The 19,572-nt window shown below is 42.8% G+C and carries 10 protein-coding genes; all 10 read right to left on the reverse strand.

What is annotated here, in order from left to right; genetic code table 11:
• Positions 1–687 precede the first annotated feature (687 nt).
• The 10 genes from HMPREF9010_RS12160 to HMPREF9010_RS12115 all read right to left on the reverse strand — a co-directional run bounded on the left by HMPREF9010_RS12160 (position 688) and on the right by HMPREF9010_RS12115 (position 19,564).
• Positions 688–1,923, reverse strand: coding sequence for a DcaP family trimeric outer membrane transporter (locus tag HMPREF9010_RS12160; RefSeq protein ID WP_032844415.1), 1,236 nt, complete (start codon positions 1,921–1,923; stop codon positions 688–690).
• 54 nt (positions 1,924–1,977) lie between these two features.
• Positions 1,978–2,922, reverse strand: coding sequence for a tRNA-dihydrouridine synthase family protein (locus tag HMPREF9010_RS12155; protein ID WP_004324279.1), 945 nt, complete (start codon positions 2,920–2,922; stop codon positions 1,978–1,980).
• Between the two features lie 144 nt (positions 2,923–3,066).
• Positions 3,067–4,167: a DUF5017 domain-containing protein gene (locus HMPREF9010_RS12150; protein WP_004298363.1), complete on the reverse strand. Its 1,101-nt coding sequence runs from the start codon at positions 4,165–4,167 to the stop codon at positions 3,067–3,069.
• Between the two features lie 30 nt (positions 4,168–4,197).
• A complete protein-coding gene (locus HMPREF9010_RS12145) occupies positions 4,198–5,970 on the reverse strand; it encodes a RagB/SusD family nutrient uptake outer membrane protein (RefSeq protein ID WP_008649013.1) in 1,773 nt (590 codons plus the stop codon).
• A 27-nt stretch (positions 5,971–5,997) separates the two neighbouring features.
• The gene (locus tag HMPREF9010_RS12140; RefSeq protein WP_008649014.1) at positions 5,998–9,156 is read right to left on the reverse strand and encodes a SusC/RagA family TonB-linked outer membrane protein; all 3,159 of its coding nucleotides are present in this window, start codon (positions 9,154–9,156) and stop codon (positions 5,998–6,000) included.
• Positions 9,157–9,315: 159 nt separating this feature from the next.
• Complete coding sequence (locus HMPREF9010_RS12135; protein WP_008649015.1) at positions 9,316–10,851, reverse strand: sulfatase-like hydrolase/transferase; 1,536 nt, start codon at positions 10,849–10,851, stop codon at positions 9,316–9,318.
• 292 nt (positions 10,852–11,143) lie between these two features.
• The gene (locus HMPREF9010_RS12130; RefSeq protein WP_004310358.1) at positions 11,144–15,202 is read right to left on the reverse strand and encodes a two-component regulator propeller domain-containing protein; all 4,059 of its coding nucleotides are present in this window, start codon (positions 15,200–15,202) and stop codon (positions 11,144–11,146) included.
• A gap of 195 nt (positions 15,203–15,397) precedes the next feature.
• Positions 15,398–16,693 (reverse strand): acetylxylan esterase, encoded by a 1,296-nt coding sequence (locus HMPREF9010_RS12125; RefSeq protein WP_008649016.1) that lies wholly within the window; start codon positions 16,691–16,693, stop codon positions 15,398–15,400.
• Positions 16,694–16,698: 5 nt separating this feature from the next.
• Entirely contained in the window at positions 16,699–17,769 is a 1,071-nt protein-coding gene (locus HMPREF9010_RS12120) for an endonuclease/exonuclease/phosphatase family protein (protein ID WP_004310360.1), read from the reverse strand.
• A 22-nt stretch (positions 17,770–17,791) separates the two neighbouring features.
• On the reverse strand, positions 17,792–19,564 hold the full coding sequence (locus HMPREF9010_RS12115; protein WP_004310361.1) for a RagB/SusD family nutrient uptake outer membrane protein: 1,773 nt from the start codon (positions 19,562–19,564) through the stop codon (positions 17,792–17,794).
• Between the last annotated feature and the right edge of the window lie 8 nt (positions 19,565–19,572).

The raw sequence follows: 19,572 nt of genomic DNA on the forward strand, positions 1-19,572 counted from the left end.
AATATATTCGTAAATGCAGTGGAAAGGTAGCTGAAGTCCCGCTCGTCGGGACGGGTGCTCCCGCCCCTTGCCGCTAGGGCGATCCCCGAGCGAAGAGTTTTTTGTTGTTTAATGAAAGTTTACAGCCCGAAGTCTTGCACTTATAAGAGAAGATACATAATTTTGCAACATATCTAAAATGACAACTTATACAGGAATTACAAAGGGACAAGTAAACTTATTTAGGTTTTAAAAAATATTGAGTAAACTAACTTAGGTATAACAAGCGAAGTTGTCAACTAAATCCAGTACAGTACATTTCCTGATAAGGGAACACTAGTTTCTCTTGGAGAAACCATAGTTTCCATGCCGTTGAAACTATTGTTTCTCGGTGCTGAAACTACAGTTTCCCAATGCTGAAACTTTAGTTTCCCGGTACGAAACCTTTGGTTTCAAGCCTTGAAACTAAAAGTTTCCCCACGAGAAACAAAGGTAATGCATTCATGAAATAAATAGGATTGCCTGGAGCTTCCAGAGTGAATACCTCCGCGTTGTGAAATGTAGTTTATCTGTTTCTGGTGACAGCATTATTGTTGTCACACTGCTGTCACCTATTGCTGTCACGGTGTTAATTGTTAATAATCAAACCGTTAAGCAGCAATCGGTGACAGGTGACAGATATATAATTAAAATAATTGTATAGAGAGGTTAGAACATAAACATGGCAACGGCAACAATACGGTTGTTACATACGGCATGGGTATCTTGAATTTTCCCATTGGACGTATTGAGCGAACCATACCATGCAGAGCTTAATGTATATTCCAACCCGAATTTCCAGTGGGGGACATTGTAGGTCAGTTCTGCTCCTGCCGTAACTAATTGGTTAAGGTCTGTTCCTGTTCCATAAAGTTTTGCATCATTTCCTTTGGGAGCATATAGTGCATCACTTGTTCCCAGATTCTTGGCATAGCCTACGAAGATTCCCGGCTTCCATTTCTGTCCGTAGACAACGTTGAACCAAGAGCTGGAGAAACGTATCGGAGTATATTCTTGTTCTCCCGTTTGTTCGTTGACAGACTTGATCCCGAATCCACCCAAACCGGAAGCTTGTGTCAGATTGGATCCTAATACACTCTTCGCAGCGATGAACCAGTCTTTGTTGGTGTATTTTACATGAGCTTCGTATGAAAGAGTTGTGATGCGTTCGTCTACCTTGTATTTATCTGTATTTACTATAGACTCCGTACGTGGTTTCAATGATAACAACTCAATGCCTACGCCGGCCAGCAAACCGCCATTCTTATAATCAGCTCCGACATAAAATTCGGGAATACAGCTTTGCTTCAGATACTTATGTGTTTTCCCTTCCGGTCCTTGTGAAGTATATTGTGATTGCCACACTGCGGCTCCGGTAAGTTGGAAATTCTTGTTTGTATAGCGATAACGAATTTGTGGCGCACGGCTGAAGGGCTGAAACGGTGCTCCTACGGAGAGATTAAGAATCTGCGGAGACACATCTCCGAATAAGGGATGCCAGTTCTGTCCGAGTAATAAAGCTGATTTTCCCCAATCCAGATTCAAATAAGCATGACGAAGGCGAATGACCGAATAAGAAGTGCCTGTGCCGCGGAAGTCGACTTCTACTTTGGCAGATGTCTTGGCTGTTCCCAGTTTTGGACCGGCAACGTCTACTCCAAGGCGCGAATATAAAGTATAGAAGTTACTGTTGGGTGTTGAGTTCAAATCGTTCCCCTCCGGATCACGCACTTTGTCTTTTGGATACATATAAAACAATCCGTCTACGGTTTCTTCGTTAGCACGACTATTATAATAGAAGTCAGTACGAATCTGTCCATAGAATTTGAACTTGAAATCCTGCATTTGTGCGAAACTGCCTGATACGGTTATCAGACAAAGAAAGATTAGAATGTATTTTTTCATAATGTGCATGTTTGTAAACGGGCGCAAAATTACGTAAAATTACTGGTTATCAGTTCATCGTTGATTAAAAAAGGCAAGGATTGCCTGATTATATTTGTTGAGACTTGTGCTTTTATGAATTGCTTTCAGTAATTTTCTGTCTGCTTGCGGCATTAAATATTCCCAGAAAGTTTTCATTTTGTTCAGAAGTTGTTCGTCTCCTCCTTCCAACTGTTCTGCATATTGATTGTATACGCATTTGTGCATAGATTGCAATTTTTCTCTCATTTCATCGAACTCGAGTGCACGGTTTTGTCTATACTCCAAAGCTAATGCCGGGTTGGCAAGTAATCCCCGTCCTATCATCATTCCGGCTAGTCCGGGAAACTGTTCCTGAATGCGGTGAATATCTTCTACACTATTGATATCTCCATTATAGATGAGCGGATGCTTGCAGGCATTCTGAAAAGCCTCAAACGCTTTAAGGTCAACTTCTCCTTTGTATTGCTGTTTTCCCAAGCGGGGGTGCATAACCACTTGTCGCAAGGGTAGCTCATTGATAATCGGAGCCAGTTTCAGACATTCTTCCGGATCTTCCCAGCCCAACCTCATTTTGATGGAGAAACTTATTTGCGGATATTCTGTAATCAGGCTAAGTAACGCCTGAACTTCTTCGGGATAAGGAAGAATGCCGGAACCATTGTGGCGTTTAGCCAGCATGGGAAAAGGACATCCTATATTGATGTCGACTTCCTTATATCCCTTTTCAATGAATAGGGATAAGATTTTTTCTGCTTTCTCAAAAGAAGGGGCTATCAGTTGGGGAATCAGATGGGCTACCTGATTATTCCCGGGTTCGATTCCGCGGACATCTCTATGGCGGAATCCGCCTTTTTCGAGTCGTACAAATGGGGTATAATAAGTATCTATACCTCCGAAGCAGGCAGCATGAGCATTACGGTAAAACACTTCGGTGTAACCTTGTAATGGGGCAAAATGAATAGGAAGAGTCTTTGGCATTATTTTTATTTTTGTGCAAAGATACAGAAAAAGTAAAAGAGAGGAACCTCGCGGTCCCTCTCTTTCTGATGTTAAATTGATTAAAGTCTGATTTTTATAAACGTTTTCTATGATTGAAGGTTAGAAAAATTGGGGGATATATTTTTATTCTACAACGTTTATAGTCAGTTCACGTACTACTTGACCACCTTGATGGACGTAGTTTGCATTGTTGGCTACGAAAGTAGCGGTATATGTACCGGCCTCTTCATAGGTATGTGAGTATATCTCCAACGATTGCGAGATATTCTTGATAGCTACACCAGCGTCAGGATCGCAGGAACCGTTAAGGAGGATGGAATTGGAGATAAGCCAAGTATCTCCTTTTGTATACCCTGCTGCTCCGCCACTGGTTACGAAATCGCTTGGCTGGCTAATTCTCCAGAAATAAGGAATATTACCGTCTACAGTAGCATATGCTATTTTATCTGCATATTCTGCGCTTTTCATCTCTTCAAGTGTGAGGTTTTTATTTCCTAATGCTTCCTTCAATTTGGTAAGATGAGTGTTGTTTTTTGAAAGATCATCTAAATTGTAGGTTACATTTAAAGCCGAGAATTCGAAGTTCTTTGCATTAATTGTGGTTGATTTTCCATTGTTGAACTCCAGATTAAGCTGTAAGCCTTTAATATGTATTACAGGCATTGTGCTGCTATTATCAAGAGGGTTGAGGCGGAAAGCAATGCTGATTTCTTTACCCAAGTAAGATATTAAAGGACAAGAATAGTCTTTAGTATCTTTGGTTGCTTTAGGAAGCTCATCTTGGCTGACAAGTTCTGTCCATTCGCAATTAGTAACTGCTTCTTTGTCTTTTTCCACATTGTTGCCACTAATTCCTTCGAATTGATCGGATATTAATATGTGAGTAGAACCTTCGATGGTTTTCGCACTACCATAGTCATATACTACGGAGAAGTTGATTTCACATTTTTCTACGTCTTCCGGTTGCATTTCAATTCTGTTCCGGTGTTTGTATTCGTGCCCTATCTCACCGCTGAAGAAACTGATAAAATCAGGGTCACCATCGAAGCTGAACGTTACAGGGTTTCCTTTCTTTACAGTCACAGTTTTGCCATCGAAGCTGACATTGCTGTCTGTCACCACACCCACTTCCATTGCTGTTTCTTCTTTTAATTCCTTGTCGCATGAAGCCAGGGATAGTCCGGCAAAAGCGATAGTCATCAAACTTTTATATATTATTTTCATGTCCTTTTCTTTTTAAAGTTATTAAGAGAATTACCAACCCGGATTATTCGTCTTGATAGCACCGTTTGATCCTATTTCATTGGCAGGAATCGGGAAATAATTGTAAGACTTCGGAATATTGAAGTAAGTATATACATTGATTCCGAATTTCCAGGATTCGTCAGCCTGTGCCTTGTCCACTTGTTCCTGCATCAGTTTGTAATAGTCTCCCCAACGGATCAGGTCGAAACGACGTGTGTACTCGAAGCAGAGTTCCATTGCACGTTCGTCTTTGATAGCTTTGCGGAAGCTCTCTTCATCCAGATTTGCTGCAAGTTTTTTGATTCCTGCACGTTCTCTTACTGCATTGATACATTCATACGCCAAATCATTAGGGCCATGGTTGACTTCATTTTCTGCCTCTGCAATCATTAGCAGAATGTCAGAGTAACGGAGAAGAGGGAAGTTGATGGAAGTATCGTTTTTACTCTTCTTGTCTGCTTCATATTCTCTACGATATTTGGCGGCAGCCCTGTTGCGGTTCTTATTGGCATCGTTCTTCGATTCACGATCACCGTAAGTAGACCCCGGCTCTGTTTTACCATAGCTGAAGGATTTATCCCAGTATTGTTGTTCCACTTCATCTCTTTTTCCCTTTACAAATTCACGACCGTCCACCGGAGTACCTTCTCCTGCTGACTGGGTGTAAGTGAATGGAGCAATATTCCAGTTGCAACGGTCAATGTCATCGTTTGCTTCATACAATTCCAGCAGTTTAGGAGTATTCCAGATAAAAGCGTATGCATAGCCCGGATCACCTTTACCAGTGATGGATGCTTTGGAAGAAAGGTCCTTACCCTGAATGCCGATAATATTACCGATTCTACCTTCTGCACGTACATCCGTCGAACGGTTACCTGCAAATTCTACTTCCCAAATACTTTCATTAGCCTTGGCACCATCCTTATTGAGAGCAGTGTTATACTTATCAGAACAAATGTCGATAAAGAAGTCCCAATATTTGGCAGTTAGTGAATGACCCTCATTCTTGACTAACTGTGCATAGTAACTTGCTTTTTTGAAATATTCTGTAATCTCGGCACTAGTCGTGTTGTTAGCCAAACCCACTTCCTTGTCACGTTTAGGTTCACCGGCCCGGAACATATATACACGCGCCAACATTCCCCAAGCAGCCGATTTGGAAACACGTCCCGGTAAATAGTTCAAATCTTGAGCAGATTTGAGATCCTCGGCAGAACCATACATCTCTTTGATGATAAAATCATAAATCGTCTGTTTGTCCGTACGTGGAATGGAGAGGTTATAGGCATCTTCTGTAGAAGTAGTCTTGAAAGGTACATCTCCCCAACATTCTACCAAAGTAAAATAATAGAATGCGCGTAAGAAACGGGCTTCGGCTTTGTACTGCTTGCGGGTATCGTCGTTCATATCGGGCACTGCATCAATATTTCCCAGGAAAATATTGGCTCTGTTGATGCCGGAGTATAATGTGTACCACAATGCTGCAACGGCCGGATCACTTGTGTTGGCATTGTTACAGATCAACCCACTTTTGTTAGGTCCGCGGTTGGCACCACCATAGTGTCCCAGATCGTCACCTCCTACAAGGTATAAGAACTCATTTCCGTAGAAGGAACTTTGTCCCAGAATGGCATAGGTTCCTGTCAGCCAAGAGGTAGCGTCCGCTTCATTTTTGAAGAAGTTTTCAGGAGTGGTGTATGTCGGGTCTTTTTCCAAGAAATCGCAGGAAGTCAGGTTAAGTCCGACAAGAAGTGATATGATGATTATTTTTATTGTTTTCATATACGTAATTGTTTGAAGGATGATTGATTAGAAACCTAAGTTTATACCAAAACTGATAGAGTAGGCTCTCGGATAAGCGGAGAAGTCCAGTCCCGGAGTCAGTGCGCCTTCACGGATAGATACTTCCGGGTCGTAACCGGAATACCCTGTACATGTCCATAGATTCTGACCGGCAACGAATACGCGTGCATTGTCTATCTTCCATTTCTTGGTCAGTTGTTTCGGCAGTGTATATCCTAAAGACACGGTCTTCAGACGAAGGAACGAACCATCTTCGATAATACGTGTAGAGAACACTTTGTTAGAACCGGAGTCGGTAGCTCTCGGAATATTACTTTCCGGATTTTCCGGTGTCCAGCGGTCTGCGTAACTTGCGTATTGGTTCAAGTCACGTGTTTTATTGCTGTTCTCGAAGAACAGGCGGTTGGCATTCAATACATCGTTTCCATACGACCATTGGAAGAAGATGCTCAAGTCAAATCCTTTGTATTCGAAATTGTTGGTAAATCCGCCCGTATGTTTCGGCATACCGTTACCGATCATAGTGCGGTCGTTATCGTCGATGATACCGTCACCATTCAGGTCTGCGTATTTCGGCATACCCGGTTGTGTATTACTTTCGGAAGAGAAATACGGAACATTGCGTTTCAGTGTATATGTATCACCTACTTTGTCGAAATCTTCGTATTTGTATGTACCTTCGTAGATGAATCCGTACATCATTCCCATCGGATAACCCACTTTGGCAATGTAGCTGTATTGAGAGTTATAGTTCTGGTCAAATTTGGCTGCACTCAACAGAGAAGATTGGTTTTCGGCCAATTCTAATACTTTGTTCTTGTTGAATGCGATATTAAAGTTAGTAGTCCATGAGAAATGACGGTTCTTGATATTGGTTGTGTTCAATGTGAGCTCGATACCTTGGTTGCGTACCTTTCCTACATTCTTCATGGCACTGAAATAACCGGAAGAGGTGGGAAGTGCAGTATTCAGCAACAAATCACGAGTCGTTTTACGATACCAGTCTACGGTTAATCCGATGCGTTCGTCCAGGAAGCCTAAGTCCAGGCCTAGGTTCCACTGTTCGGTAGTCTCCCATTTCAGTTTTCTGTTTCTTAAGGAAGTGGGCACTGTACCTACACTTGTCAGGCTGTTTTCGAACGGATATACACCACTCGGTAGGCTACCGATCGAAATAAAATCTCCAACTTTATCTTTTAATATCTGATATAAAGCATACGTATCATACTCGCCTACACGGTTGTTACCGGTCAATCCCCAGCTTGCTCTTAATTTACCGGAAGAAACAACAGACTTCAATGGTTTCATAAAATCTTCCTCCATGAATCCCCATGCCAATGAACCGGAAGGGAAATAGCCGAAACGGTTATCACCACGGAATTTGGAAGAACCGTCGGAACGGAAAGAAACCGTTGCATAATACAATGATTTGTAGTTATAGTTCAAACGTCCCAGGAAAGAGAGCATAGACCAGGAACTCTTTAATGATTTGGTCGTACTGGGAGTTCCTTCACTCATTCCTGCCATCCCGAGTGCTTCGTTTGGAATTTGCACTGTCTTGTATGAATAGTATTCATAGTCAGAATTTTGCAGAGTTACACCTACCATACTATTAAAGAAATGCTTCCGTTTGATATTGGTCTGATAGGTTAGAATATTTTCGTTCAACCACGTTGCACGTTGAGAATGGTAGATTTCTGCATTCACCTTATCGGATGATTTCGGATTACCATAACGAGTTTTCGAGTTGTTGAATGTTTCCCCTTTGCGGGTATCGAATGTGTAACCGCCGGAAACTTTCAACTTCAATCCTTTGATAAATTCATATTCTGCAAATCCGTTGAACTGGATATAGTTCGCGTACGTCTTGCGATATTCATTTTTCAAAGACATGATAGGGTTGAAACGATAGTCGTTGGTATTGTTTATCGCGTCGTCCATGATGTTATCCATCAACGAGTTTAATGGTCTGTCCGGTTCGGTCACAGGGCGATATCCCCATACACTATAGAACAGGTTATTCATACCACTGTATGAGTTCTGGGAAGGAGAACCACCGGTAGTTGTAGTACTGGAATAGTTGGTCGTCAGATAGATTTTCAGTTTCTTCTTTTGGATGGTAGTACCCATACGGCCTTGTACACGTTTGTAGTTTGATTCCAACAAGATACCGTCCTGGTCATAATAAGATAAAGAAGCGTTGTAACGAACTCCTTCCGAACCACCGGTCAGGCTGACATTGTGGCTTTGCATCCATGCACTGCGGAAGATTTCATCCTGCCAGTTATATTGCGGGATATTTCTATAATCTTCCAGTCCCCATTTCTTGCCGTCATAATTCATGAAGTAAGTAGTTTCCATATCTTTGGGACTACGTTCTGCCTGTAGTTTGACGAATTCATAGGCATCCATCATCGGGATTGTTTTGGTGATATGCTGAATACCGAAACTTCCGTCATATTTAATTTTAGGTTGGCCGATTGTTCCTTTCTTGGTTGTAATCATCACGACACCGTTGGCACCACGGGCACCGTAGATAGCAGTAGCAGAGGCATCCTTCAGGAAGTCGAGTGACTCGATATCATTCTGATTGATGGCTGCGGCTATGGAGGGGTCTTCCACCGGGAAACCGTCAATGACATAAAGAGGAGAGTTGTCCTGTGTCAAAGAATTGTTACCACGGATGACGATGTTCATCTGTCCGCCCGGCATACCTTCGCCCGAACTTACGTTGACACCGGCAATACGTCCGCCTAATGTCTCGCCGAAAGAAGCAGTCGGAGTGCTAAGCAGTTCTGCCATGCTGGCTTTGGCAACAGAACCCGTCAGGTCTCTCTTGCGTATTTCCTGATAACCCACTACCACGACTTCGTCCAGTGTCTTTGTATCTTCCTTCAATGTGATAACCATTGGCTTTTGAGTGTCTGCCTTTATTTCTACAGTGACATAACCAATGAAAGAAATAACCAATATTGAATTCTTATTGGGTACGTTAAAAGCAAATTTACCATCAAGGTCAGTGATTGTTCCTTGTGAAGTACCTTGTACCTGAACACTGGCTCCCGGCACTCCTTCTCCTAAGTTGTCCTTCACTGTACCTTTAACAAGTACCTGTGCAAGTACAAAAGAAACAGAAAACAAGATCAGTCCGATGGAGGAGAGCATCCTTTTTCTAGTTTGAGTGGATAAATGTTTTTTCATATATTAAAAATTAAGTGATTTTATTGAATCTACGCTTGCAAAGATAGACGGATTGAATATTCTAATATGGATAGAATTATTCAAGATTGGTGCAAAATCATACAATTTTTTTGTTCTCATAAACTATTTCTCTTTTATGGATTCTAGTAATTCGGATAACTCTTTCACGATGTCGGGATGTTGTTTTGATACATTCGTTTTCTCCGATGGATCGGAGGATAAATCGTAAAGTTGAGGCTGTTTGTCGTTGCCTAACTCCATTTTCGTCCAATGTTCGATGGCGGGGCCGTCGCTCGGTTCGATGTATTTCCATTGACCTTTTATGATGGCAAGTGTGTTATTGAGATTCTGTTGAACGACATACTCACGGTTTGTATTATTTTTGCCGAGGAGAACGTTCAGATGTTCCTGACTGTCGGGGGCAGCTCCTTTGCGTAAAGGTTGGTCCAAAAGTGAGGCGAGCGATGCATACACATCTATTTGAGAGAAAAGAGCTTGTTGCTTGTTCGGCTTCACCCGGGCAGGCCAGCGGACAATAAATGGAACGCGTGTACCCGCTTCGTAAGCACTGTATTTCCCACCACGGTAGATACCCATCGGAGTATGTCCGTTGAGAAGTTCGTAAGCTTGGTCTTGATAGCCGTCGTCGATAACAGGACCGTTATCGCTGGTAAAGATCAGGATGGTGTTGTCTGCGATGTGGAGGCTGTCCAGTGTGTGCATGATTTCACCGATGGTCCAGTCCAGTTGCAGGATGACGTCGCCACGAGTGCCGAGTCCGCTTTTGCCTGCGAAACGTGGGTGGGGGATGCGTGGTACATGTACGTCTTGCGTACCCATATATAAGAAGAAGGGTTCTTCCTGATGGGATGCAATGAAATTCTTGGCCTTGTTGGTGATGATATCGGCTATGTCTTCATCTTTCCAAAGGGCGGATTTTCCTCCGGTCATCCAGCCGATACGGGGAATGCCGTTGATAATTGTATTGTTGTGTCCCTGGCTGGGTTTTAAAGTGACGAGCTCTGGGTTCTCTTCTCCCGTAGGCCAGTCGCCTACTTTGTGGTCGTAGTTTACGGTGATAGGATCATTGGGGTCAAGTCCTACGACATGTCCGTTTTCTACAAATACACAAGGTACACGGTCTACGGTAGCCGGAATAATAAATTCGTAGTCGAACCCGATGCTTTGTGCGTTAGGGGTAATCCGGTTGTTAAAGTCGGTTCCACCTTTCGGACCGAGTCCCAGATGCCATTTGCCTACTGCACCGGTTGCGTATCCTGCATCTTTCAGCATATCTGCCATGGTGATGCAGGTAGTGTCGATAATGAGTTCAGAGTTGCCGGGAGCGATTCCTGTGTTTTCTTGTCTCCAGGGGTACATACCTGTCAGGAGTCCGAAACGGGAAGGAGTGCTGGTGGCAGAAGTTGCATAAGCATTGGTGAATTGTACTCCTTGTCCTGCCAACCGGTCGATGTTGGGAGTACTCACTTTCGTTGCTCCATAACAGCTTAAATCACCAATGCCGAGATCATCTGCAAATATATAAATAATGTTAGGCTTTTGGTTGTTCTGCCCATTGCTCTTTTGGGGTGCATGACTGCATCCTGACAGCGTGACGATGCCGGACAATAGGGGAAGTAGACGCGAAACGTTTTTCATAATGCTGAATGTTTTAGGAAATAATGTAATGAACACAAAGATAAGCGAATGGAAGAAAAAGAATGAGTAGGAATGTACAAGTGAAGTACAAAATAGTACACTTAAGAAGTTACCTTCTTTATTCGGGCGAAGATGTCCGGACTAAGAAACCGTTTATATCATAAATTTAGGCACGGATTACACGGATTAACGCTGTTGTTTTCATACTCATCGTTTTTTAATCCGTGAAATCCGTGTGATCCGTGCCTAATAATATAAGATTATTTTGCAAGAGTGCTTGTATAGTTGCCTGCTAATCTGTTTCTTCTCCGTCCCCTTCTTCTTCGCTCTCTTCTCCTTTACGATAAGCCAGCGGACTGACGTGATAAATCTCCTTGAAACATTTACTGAAATAGCGGGAGGAGGAGAACCCAATCCGGTCAGAGATCTCCGTGATATTCAGCTCCGGGTTATTCCTTAACATGACAGCGCCTTTTTTGAGACGTATGCTTAGGATGAAATCATTCGGGGTCTGGCCTGTAACTGCTTTCAGTTTAGTGAATAGGTTCGTACGTGCCATACCCATTTCGCGGGCGAAGATATTAACGTTGAAATCCGTATTGTCCAGATGACGTTCGATAATGGCCATCGCGCGGTCGAGCATCTCCTTATCCATCGGGTTGGTAGCCAACATTTGGGCAAAAGCCTGTGGTTGTTTGCTGAACTTCTCTTGCAATAGCCGGCGGGAATTAACCAGGTTATTGCAGCGGGAAATCAGAAGATTGGTATTAAACGGTTTCGTGATATAATCATCCGCACCAATCTTCAAACCTTCGATATTGTGCTCTATAGCAGTACGTGCGGTTAATAATACCACCGGAATATGGCAAGTGTTAAAGTCCGTCTTGATCTGTTTGCAAAGTTCCGTACCCGACATGCGTGGCATTACGACATCACTTAAAATGATGCTCGGCATATCCTTCTGTATCATCTCTAATGCTTCTACTCCGTCGGAAGCCGTACTGACTTGATAGAATGTTTCGAAAATACCGACTAACATCTGTTTGATAGATTCATTGTCTTCCACTATCAGCATTTTGGCGTCTTCGATGCGCTTGTTATCTTCTTCTTTCCATTCCGAATCAGGGATTATTTCTACTGAAGGAACAATAGTCTCTGTTTGCTGGATGGTTTCCGTATCATCTTTCGCTATTTGCTCTTCTGTGAAGTGTTCCTTGCCTAGTTTGAGGGTGATAATGAAACTGCTTCCTTTGCCCGGTTCGCTTTCTACCCGGATTGTGCCGTGATGAAGTTCCACAATACCTTTTGTCAGTGCCAGTCCGATGCCTGTACCGGCTCCGGTATTCAGCGAGTTGAGATGTTCGGTCTGATAGAAACGGTCGAATATCTTATCAATTTCGGCAGCGGCGATACCTGTCCCGGTATCTTTTATTTCAATGATGACATGGTCTTTCTCCTGCGATACATTAATCGAAATTGTATCTTCGGCCTTGGTATGCTTCACTGCATTAGACAGCAGGTTGTTTATTACTTTCTGCATCTGCTTTTGGTCATACCATACTTCAATGTCATCCTTCTGTTTGTTGAACTTGAAGTTGATTTGTTTACTGCTCGCATATTCGAGGAAGAGCAGATAATTCTCATACAGGAAGTTAACCAGATTGTGCTGGCTAACTTTGATCTTCATGTGACCCTGTTCCTGTTTACGGAAATCAAGTAGTTCCGTAATCAGTTCCCGTAATTGGAGACTGTTCTTGTAGATTCCCAATACCTTATTATATATGTTAGGCGTAAATGTCTGCACCTGCAACAAAGTTTCCACTTGTCCCACGATCAGCGTTAACGGTGTGCGGAATTCGTGCGAGATGTTAGTGAAGAAACGGAGTTTCGACTGGTTCAATGCTTCGAGGTCTTCAATATGCTTCTTTTCGTACTTCAAAGACTCACGGAGTTTGATGCGCGAATTATAGTTCTGAATAAGATACCATAACAGGCTGATAGTGACAATGGTATAAATCAGGTAAGCCCACCATGTCTCATACCATGAAGGGAGTACGATAATCAGCAGTCTGGCCTCTTTTATTCCTTCCCTCTGTGATTTGATGACAAGGGTATATTTACCCGGATTCAGGTTTGTATAAGTAATCAGCGTTTGCTTCCGGTAAGTATGGTTCCATTCGTCTGAGAAACCCTCCAGGCGATAGAGAATTTCATCTCTGTTGGCAGGGATGAAGTTGGAAGTGGCATATTCGATGCTAAACATCGATTGATTCGCTTTCAGACTGATTTCCGGAGTATGACAGATCGACTGTTCCAGGATGCCGCTTTCATCTCCCGGAACTACTTCTTTTCCGTTGACAAACAGGCGGGAAAGAATGATATTATATGATTTGGGAGTGAAATGTAATTTTTTCTCCCAGAAAGAAATCATTCCCTGAATACCGCCAAGGAATACTTCTCCGTCATGTGTCACAAATAGTGCGTTTTCATTGACGGCAGTCAACGGGAATCCATTCTCCGTACCGTAATTATAGAATTTCTTGCTTGGATAGTTGAACTGTGAGAATCCCTGATTGGTAATCAGCAATAAGTCTCCTTTCTGTATGGACGATTCGCATACTTCGTAGATACAGTCGCTGGATAAACCATCTGTCTGTACATCGAAGTTTTCAAAGTCATCACTTGCCTTACGGTAACGGTCGAGACCGCTTCCGGAGGTGCAGAACCACAGATTACCGTTACTGTCCTGCATGATACTGTTGATATTATTGTTGCTAAGACTGTTCGGATTAGCGGGATTGTGTGGATAATTAGTAAGTTTACCGCTGTCGAACCGGTAAGAATAAACACCCTCCCCGGTAGCCGCAATCCACAATGTACCGTCTTTATCAATGCAAAGACTGGCTACCATGCCAATACCTCTTCCTTCTTTAGTCTCTTTGAAGAGCTGTTGGCAAGCGCCTGTTGCCGGATTGAAAAGACAAACACCGTTTTGTGTGGCGACAACCAGCTTGTCCTTATAAGGTACAATGTCTCGGACGATATCCGAAGGTAGTGAGGTTGGGTCTCCGGCTTTCATTCGGTAGACTGTGAAACGGTTAGTACGCAGGTCGAGTTTGTTCAATCCTCCCAAGTGTGTACCTATCCACATGATTTCATTAGTCCGGTCGTAGTAGATTGCTTTGACATTGTTATGGGAAATGCTATTTTTGCCCTCTTCGTGGCGATACCACCGATAGGTGTTATCCTTCCGGTTATACACATTCACGCCGCCGCCTTCGGTACAAATCCACAGGTTTCCGTCCTTATCTTCAGTCATTCTACCGACGATCGGACTACTTAGACCTTCTTTCTCTGTATCTCCGGTTTTGTAACGGGTATAGATTTCATATTCTGGATTGAAATAGTTGACACCTCCGAAATAAGTACCCAGCCAAATTGTTCCTTGTTCATCTTTGACGATGCACCAGATGGAGGAGTGGGTAAGTCCGTCGGGTTTGTTCGCGTTGGCAGTGTAAAGTTGGAATTTACCTGTGCTCTTTTCATAGCGATTTAACCCGTGAAAGGTTCCTATCCACAGATTTCCTGCATTATCTTCACAGCAACTCCTTACGAAATCGGTGCAAATACTGTTTGGATTTTTAGGATCATGACGGAAGTTCTCAATGGTACTATCTGTTTTTATCCGGTAGAGTCCTTCTTCCCAGGTACAGATCCATAATTCTTTAGACGAATCTTCGTAAATACTCGCGATATTACCTCTTGTGACAGGTTGGGAAATCTTTTTGTCTCCCGATAAACAGTAAAGTCCGTTACTGGTAGTTCCCATCCACAGATTTTTCTTTTCGTCCAGGTGGAGGCAGGAGAGGGTGATATCTTTTCCGGCAAGATGATAGTAGAGATCGAAGTTTCCGGTACTTTCATTATATACAAACACTTCTTCTCTTTTCCCGATATATAATTTCTCGTTGAAATAAATAGCATCCACATTGCCTTGCAGCAACGTTTTGAATCTTTGTGTGGTCAGATCGAACTCTGCTACCCCGTCCGTACAGAGCAGGTATACCTTCCCGTTTTTGTTTCCGGTGATACGCAGCACTGTATTGCTGAACAAACTGTTCGGATCGTTTTTATTAAGTTTGAAACTTTTGATATCGTTACCGTTATACCGGTTCAGTCCTTCACGCGTGCCAATCCATATAATCCCCCGTTCATCAATATAAAGGCTATTGACAGAAAATTGGGAGAGTCCGTCGTCCGTGGTCAAGTGGCTAAAAGTGATGTTTTGACCTTGTGTGCGGACTCCAGCTACGCTTAAAAATAGCAGAAATAAAAGAATTACTTTTCTCACTAATTTATTTTTTAAGGTGTTTACATCTATGCAAATATATTGTTTTTATTCGATTTCAGTGAATCTTATTAGAAGAAAGTAACTATAAAACACCGGAAGAGAATTCTATTTAACAGAATTACTCTTCCGGTTTCTAACCTAACTAACCTCTTGTTATAGTGTTTGTGCCTGTTTCGTTTTTATCAGTTCAGATTATTACCACACTACATACTGATTGAAAAAACGAGTACTTTCAGCAATCCATGAGTCCATGTTCTCATAAGCTGCAAAGTGTCCTGATGTAGGGTAACATATCCAGCGTTTAGGTGTACGGATGTGATTGTATGCTGCAAAATTTGTATGTGGTGGTGTAATGTTGTCCTGAAGTCCGAATCCCATTAATACTGGGCATTTGATCCATCCGGTCAGATTCTTCAAGTCAAAGTAAGTTAGTAATGAGAATATTTTATCTTTGTCAATATTCTGCCGGGCAGCTCCTTCGAATACCAAGTTGGCAGGCCAGTGAACCAAACGGAAATAATCGGGATAGTCTGACAGAAAGGGTACGATAGGCGCAGCTGCGGAAATACGATGGTCGAGTGACGCTACTGCTAATGTGAGCGCTCCACCTTGCGAAATACCTGTAGCAAAAAGGTTTTGTCCGTCAAAGCATGGCTGAGCAAAAATAAAATCAATACTGCGGACTGTATCAGCAAAAGCACCTCTGTAATAGTAATGTTTGGGTGAATCCAGTCCGAAAGCAATCCACTCACCAAAGCGGTTATAAGGTTTGTTGAGGCCTTGTCCACGGGGTGGAATGACCAAGATACACCAACCGGGATAGTCGTTGGGACTGGGAATCCAGGTGACGGCATCATAACCTTGATAAACCACTACGGCCGGATGACTCTGACCATCTGTAGGGACTGCCCAATACCCCCGTAAGATTTCTCCTTCAAGCGAGCGCATTTCTACTTCGTAAACATCACGCTCTGGCTTCGAAGATTCAGGTAGACGTGTCATTTTATAGGCAGGGTGTACACGTTTAAGTTCGGTGATGGTTTTATTCCAAAATCTTTTTAAGTTAGGGGGACCATCCGGTTTGGATAAAATCTGTTCGGCTTCGTATCCAAAGAAGAAATGTTTCAGAGTGTCGGTGCCGGCAATGAAACAAACCTGGTAAAATCCGGGAGTGAGATTCGTGAGAGTGACTGATGCACGACTGCGAAAGCCTCCACCGGGAGCTATCGAATCTGTTCCGAAAGAGTAGGTTATAAAGGTAGACGATACAGCATTGCCGAAATCTGTTGCAATGTCCATACGTATCCTATCCGAAAAACCTGACTGTGCAGATGTCAATTCCAGCATGAAGCGTACTGGATGTTCGTTATCGAACATCCAGTTTTGCTCAACAGGAATATTGAGATTTATGGTCTTCTGTGTATAACTTCTTATTGAGTATCCGGTCAGGAGTATAATGACGTATATCCACTTTTGCATCCTGTTAATCATTGTAATTACTCTTTGATATAAAACGTAATCAGCACTCCTTTATGATCGCTTGGCCACTGATTGTTTACGGGCGGAATGATTGGATCTTTGGTTTGTTCTTCTATTCTTTGTCCGCGTACAATAGAGCCTGTTGGACCTACTATCTGGGCACTTTTTATTTGTAGATTTTTATTTGGATAATAGTAAACGAAATCAATTCGTTCGCGTTCATCTGCCTCCGGTGCCCATGAGAGATTCTCTGGAATGACTGATTTATTGTCTGCTGGAAAAGTGAATCCCGGACATTTCACCGGATCGGGATGAATTACCCGGTAGGCATCTTTATATCCCCGTTGAACCAACAATTTGGAAGTTCCCCAATTGACGATACATCCGCGATGATCGAATAGATCTTTTGTATCGGCCTGCCAATCCAGATAAGAAGGCTCATTCAGATCTCCGGCAAAAAATACGAGTGCTCCTTGCTCTAGCTCTTTGGCAGCGTTGTTGATAAAAGCTTGGGCGGATTCTATACGGTCTGATTCTTCGCAGACAGCAAGTATCTTGTTTACATCAGTGATAGGAGCCGGAAGTTTATCCCAATTAACGCTACCGTCATTGTATCCCCGGGGATAGTAACAGGTGTAGTAACGATACTCTGAATGTGCCGGGTAAACGGCCACTCGTTTCCCATTGACATCCAGAATCGCTTTGAACATCCATTTGTTGATGCGTTCTGTCTCTTTGATCGGATATTTTGATATGACCGCTCTTCCGTCTATTCGTGCATCGTAATAGATGAGTCCCTTATCTTTAAGCCCTTGCATTAGTTTAGGCATCACGGGATCGTCTTGTGGACCTTTATATAATTCGCAAAATGTAGCAATGTCTGGCTGTAGGGTAGCAATCTGTTCTATCAGATATTCCGGAGCATGCTCCACCTTGGTACACTCCACCCATAAGTTGAGTTGAAGGAACTTAATCTCTGTTTTCTTTCCTGTTTCTTCTTCCGGTACAGATACTTCCGTATCGGTTTTAGAACATGCAGTGATAACAGGAAGTATGGCAATAATAATAGTTAATAACCACTTTTGCATAATCTGTATTTTTTAGATTTGATTACCAGCCCGGATTCTGACAGTTAGTTCCTGAAGCATTCTGTAACCGGATCGCTTCGTCACCCGGTATTGGATATAATAGGAATTTTTCACTATATGCTTTTCGGTTATTATCTACTACAAAACGGGAGTAACTTCCATCTGAGTTTGCCTTCATTCCGGTAATTACTTTATCTGTTTGATCCAGCATCTTCCAACGGCGTACATCAAAGAAACGGTGTTCTTCAAAAGCAAGTTCTACGCGTCTTTCGTTCCTGATTCGCAGACGAAATTGATCACAGGATAATCCGTAAGGAATGCCTGGCATACCTACTCTGGAACGTACTGCATTGACTGCATCTACGGCATCATTGGGTACAGTTCCGGTAGTAGATGCTTCATTAGCTGCCTCTGCATAATTCAAATATAATTCAGCCAGGCGGAACTCTTTGAAGTAACCATCCAGATTGCCGGAACGTCCGGATTTATAATGTGAGAACTTACGCGTATAATAGCCGGTACAGGTGTAACGTGCGTTACTGGGATCAAGTGCACAGTTTCCTCCTGTCTTGGTTGAGAGTAGTGCACCGGTTTCCAGGTTTAGTTTGGAACCATCGTAATAAATAGAAGCTTTAAGACGCGGATCACGGTTCTCATACGGTTTGGCTCGATTGTAGAGACCTTCAACAGCCGAATTCAAGTTAGGCTGCAGATGATTGGCATCTAGATAAGGGCTCTCTAAATTGAGCAGAGGATAAGATTCTGTCATGTCACCGTTCACAACTTCATAGGCATCAAGTAGCTCTTGCGACGGACACGCACCGGCATCTGTCTGGCCGTCGGTAGTTGGCAGGCCAGCATAATTCCACATATACATTTGTCCAACTTCCATAATGGTTTCTTTGTCATTAACTACCGGCAAGTCAGTGCGCGAATAGAAATACACATCATAAGGAGAATAACCAGCTGTAGCATTCGGCTGTTTCTTATAAAGTTCATAATTGTTCGCCAGACAGTCATCCAGAGACTTTTTAGTAATTTCTGCGGCTTCTGTCCAAGTGATTGTTCCGTCATTGTACAGAGGACTGGCTGCATAGAGTGATATCTGTGAACGGATGGCTGCACAGATGGCTTTTGTCATAACGTGACGGTAGTTCTCCTTATCTAAGGAACGCCATCCCCATTCTTCAACAGTGGGAATATCAATAGCAGCCTGACAATCAGCTAATATTTGGCGGGCACACTCGCCAAATGTACCTCTTTTAACCTTGGTATAATCGTAGTCGGGAGTTGTTATGATGGGAACACCTCCATAACGTTTCACCAATTGAAGATAATAGAAAGCGCGTAATGTAAGTACCTGTGCCTTGAAACTGTTACGTATATCTTCCGAGTAGACACTGGCAGTAGGGATATTGGCAAGAAAGATGTTGCAGGCACGAATCCCTTGATAATAATAATTGTAGTTTTCCGGATTTCCTTCGATGCCCTCCAGCGGATTGCTGAAGGGAGATAATTGTCCTTCATTCCATTTGCGGGTAACTCCGTTCTGTAGTTCCCAGGAATCTTTGGCTTCATCCGTACAACCAGCTAGCATGGTATAGTTATAGTTCATTCCGTAATTCAGAATCCATCCATAACATTGATTCATATAAGTATACGTTTTACGGTTCGTGGTAAACAAATCGCTGTAATCCGTACGGCCGTCCGGATGATCTTCAATTTCAGTACATCCTATGAATGAGGATAATATGAGTAAGGAGAATACTCCTGATATGATTTTATTTATTTTCATAACTTCAG

The sequence above is a fragment of the Bacteroides sp. 3_1_23 genome (genome assembly GCF_000162555.1).
Classification (GTDB): domain Bacteria; phylum Bacteroidota; class Bacteroidia; order Bacteroidales; family Bacteroidaceae; genus Bacteroides; species Bacteroides ovatus.

Excerpts from the sequence above, each read along its gene's own strand:
- HMPREF9010_RS12135 (WP_008649015.1), bottom strand. The coding sequence starts at position 10,851 with ATGAAAAACGTTTCGCGTCTACTTCCCCTATTGTCCGGCATCGTCACG.
- HMPREF9010_RS12145 (WP_008649013.1), bottom strand. The coding sequence starts at position 5,970 with ATGAAAACAATAAAAATAATCATCATATCACTTCTTGTCGGACTTAAC.
- HMPREF9010_RS12125 (WP_008649016.1), bottom strand. The coding sequence starts at position 16,693 with ATGATTAACAGGATGCAAAAGTGGATATACGTCATTATACTCCTGACC.
- HMPREF9010_RS12120 (WP_004310360.1), bottom strand. The coding sequence starts at position 17,769 with ATGCAAAAGTGGTTATTAACTATTATTATTGCCATACTTCCTGTTATC.
- HMPREF9010_RS12150 (WP_004298363.1), bottom strand. The coding sequence starts at position 4,167 with ATGAAAATAATATATAAAAGTTTGATGACTATCGCTTTTGCCGGACTA.
- HMPREF9010_RS12115 (WP_004310361.1), bottom strand. The coding sequence starts at position 19,564 with ATGAAAATAAATAAAATCATATCAGGAGTATTCTCCTTACTCATATTA.
- HMPREF9010_RS12160 (WP_032844415.1), bottom strand. The coding sequence starts at position 1,923 with ATGAAAAAATACATTCTAATCTTTCTTTGTCTGATAACCGTATCAGGC.
- HMPREF9010_RS12155 (WP_004324279.1), bottom strand. The coding sequence starts at position 2,922 with ATGCCAAAGACTCTTCCTATTCATTTTGCCCCATTACAAGGTTACACC.
- HMPREF9010_RS12140 (WP_008649014.1), bottom strand. The coding sequence starts at position 9,156 with ATGCTCTCCTCCATCGGACTGATCTTGTTTTCTGTTTCTTTTGTACTT.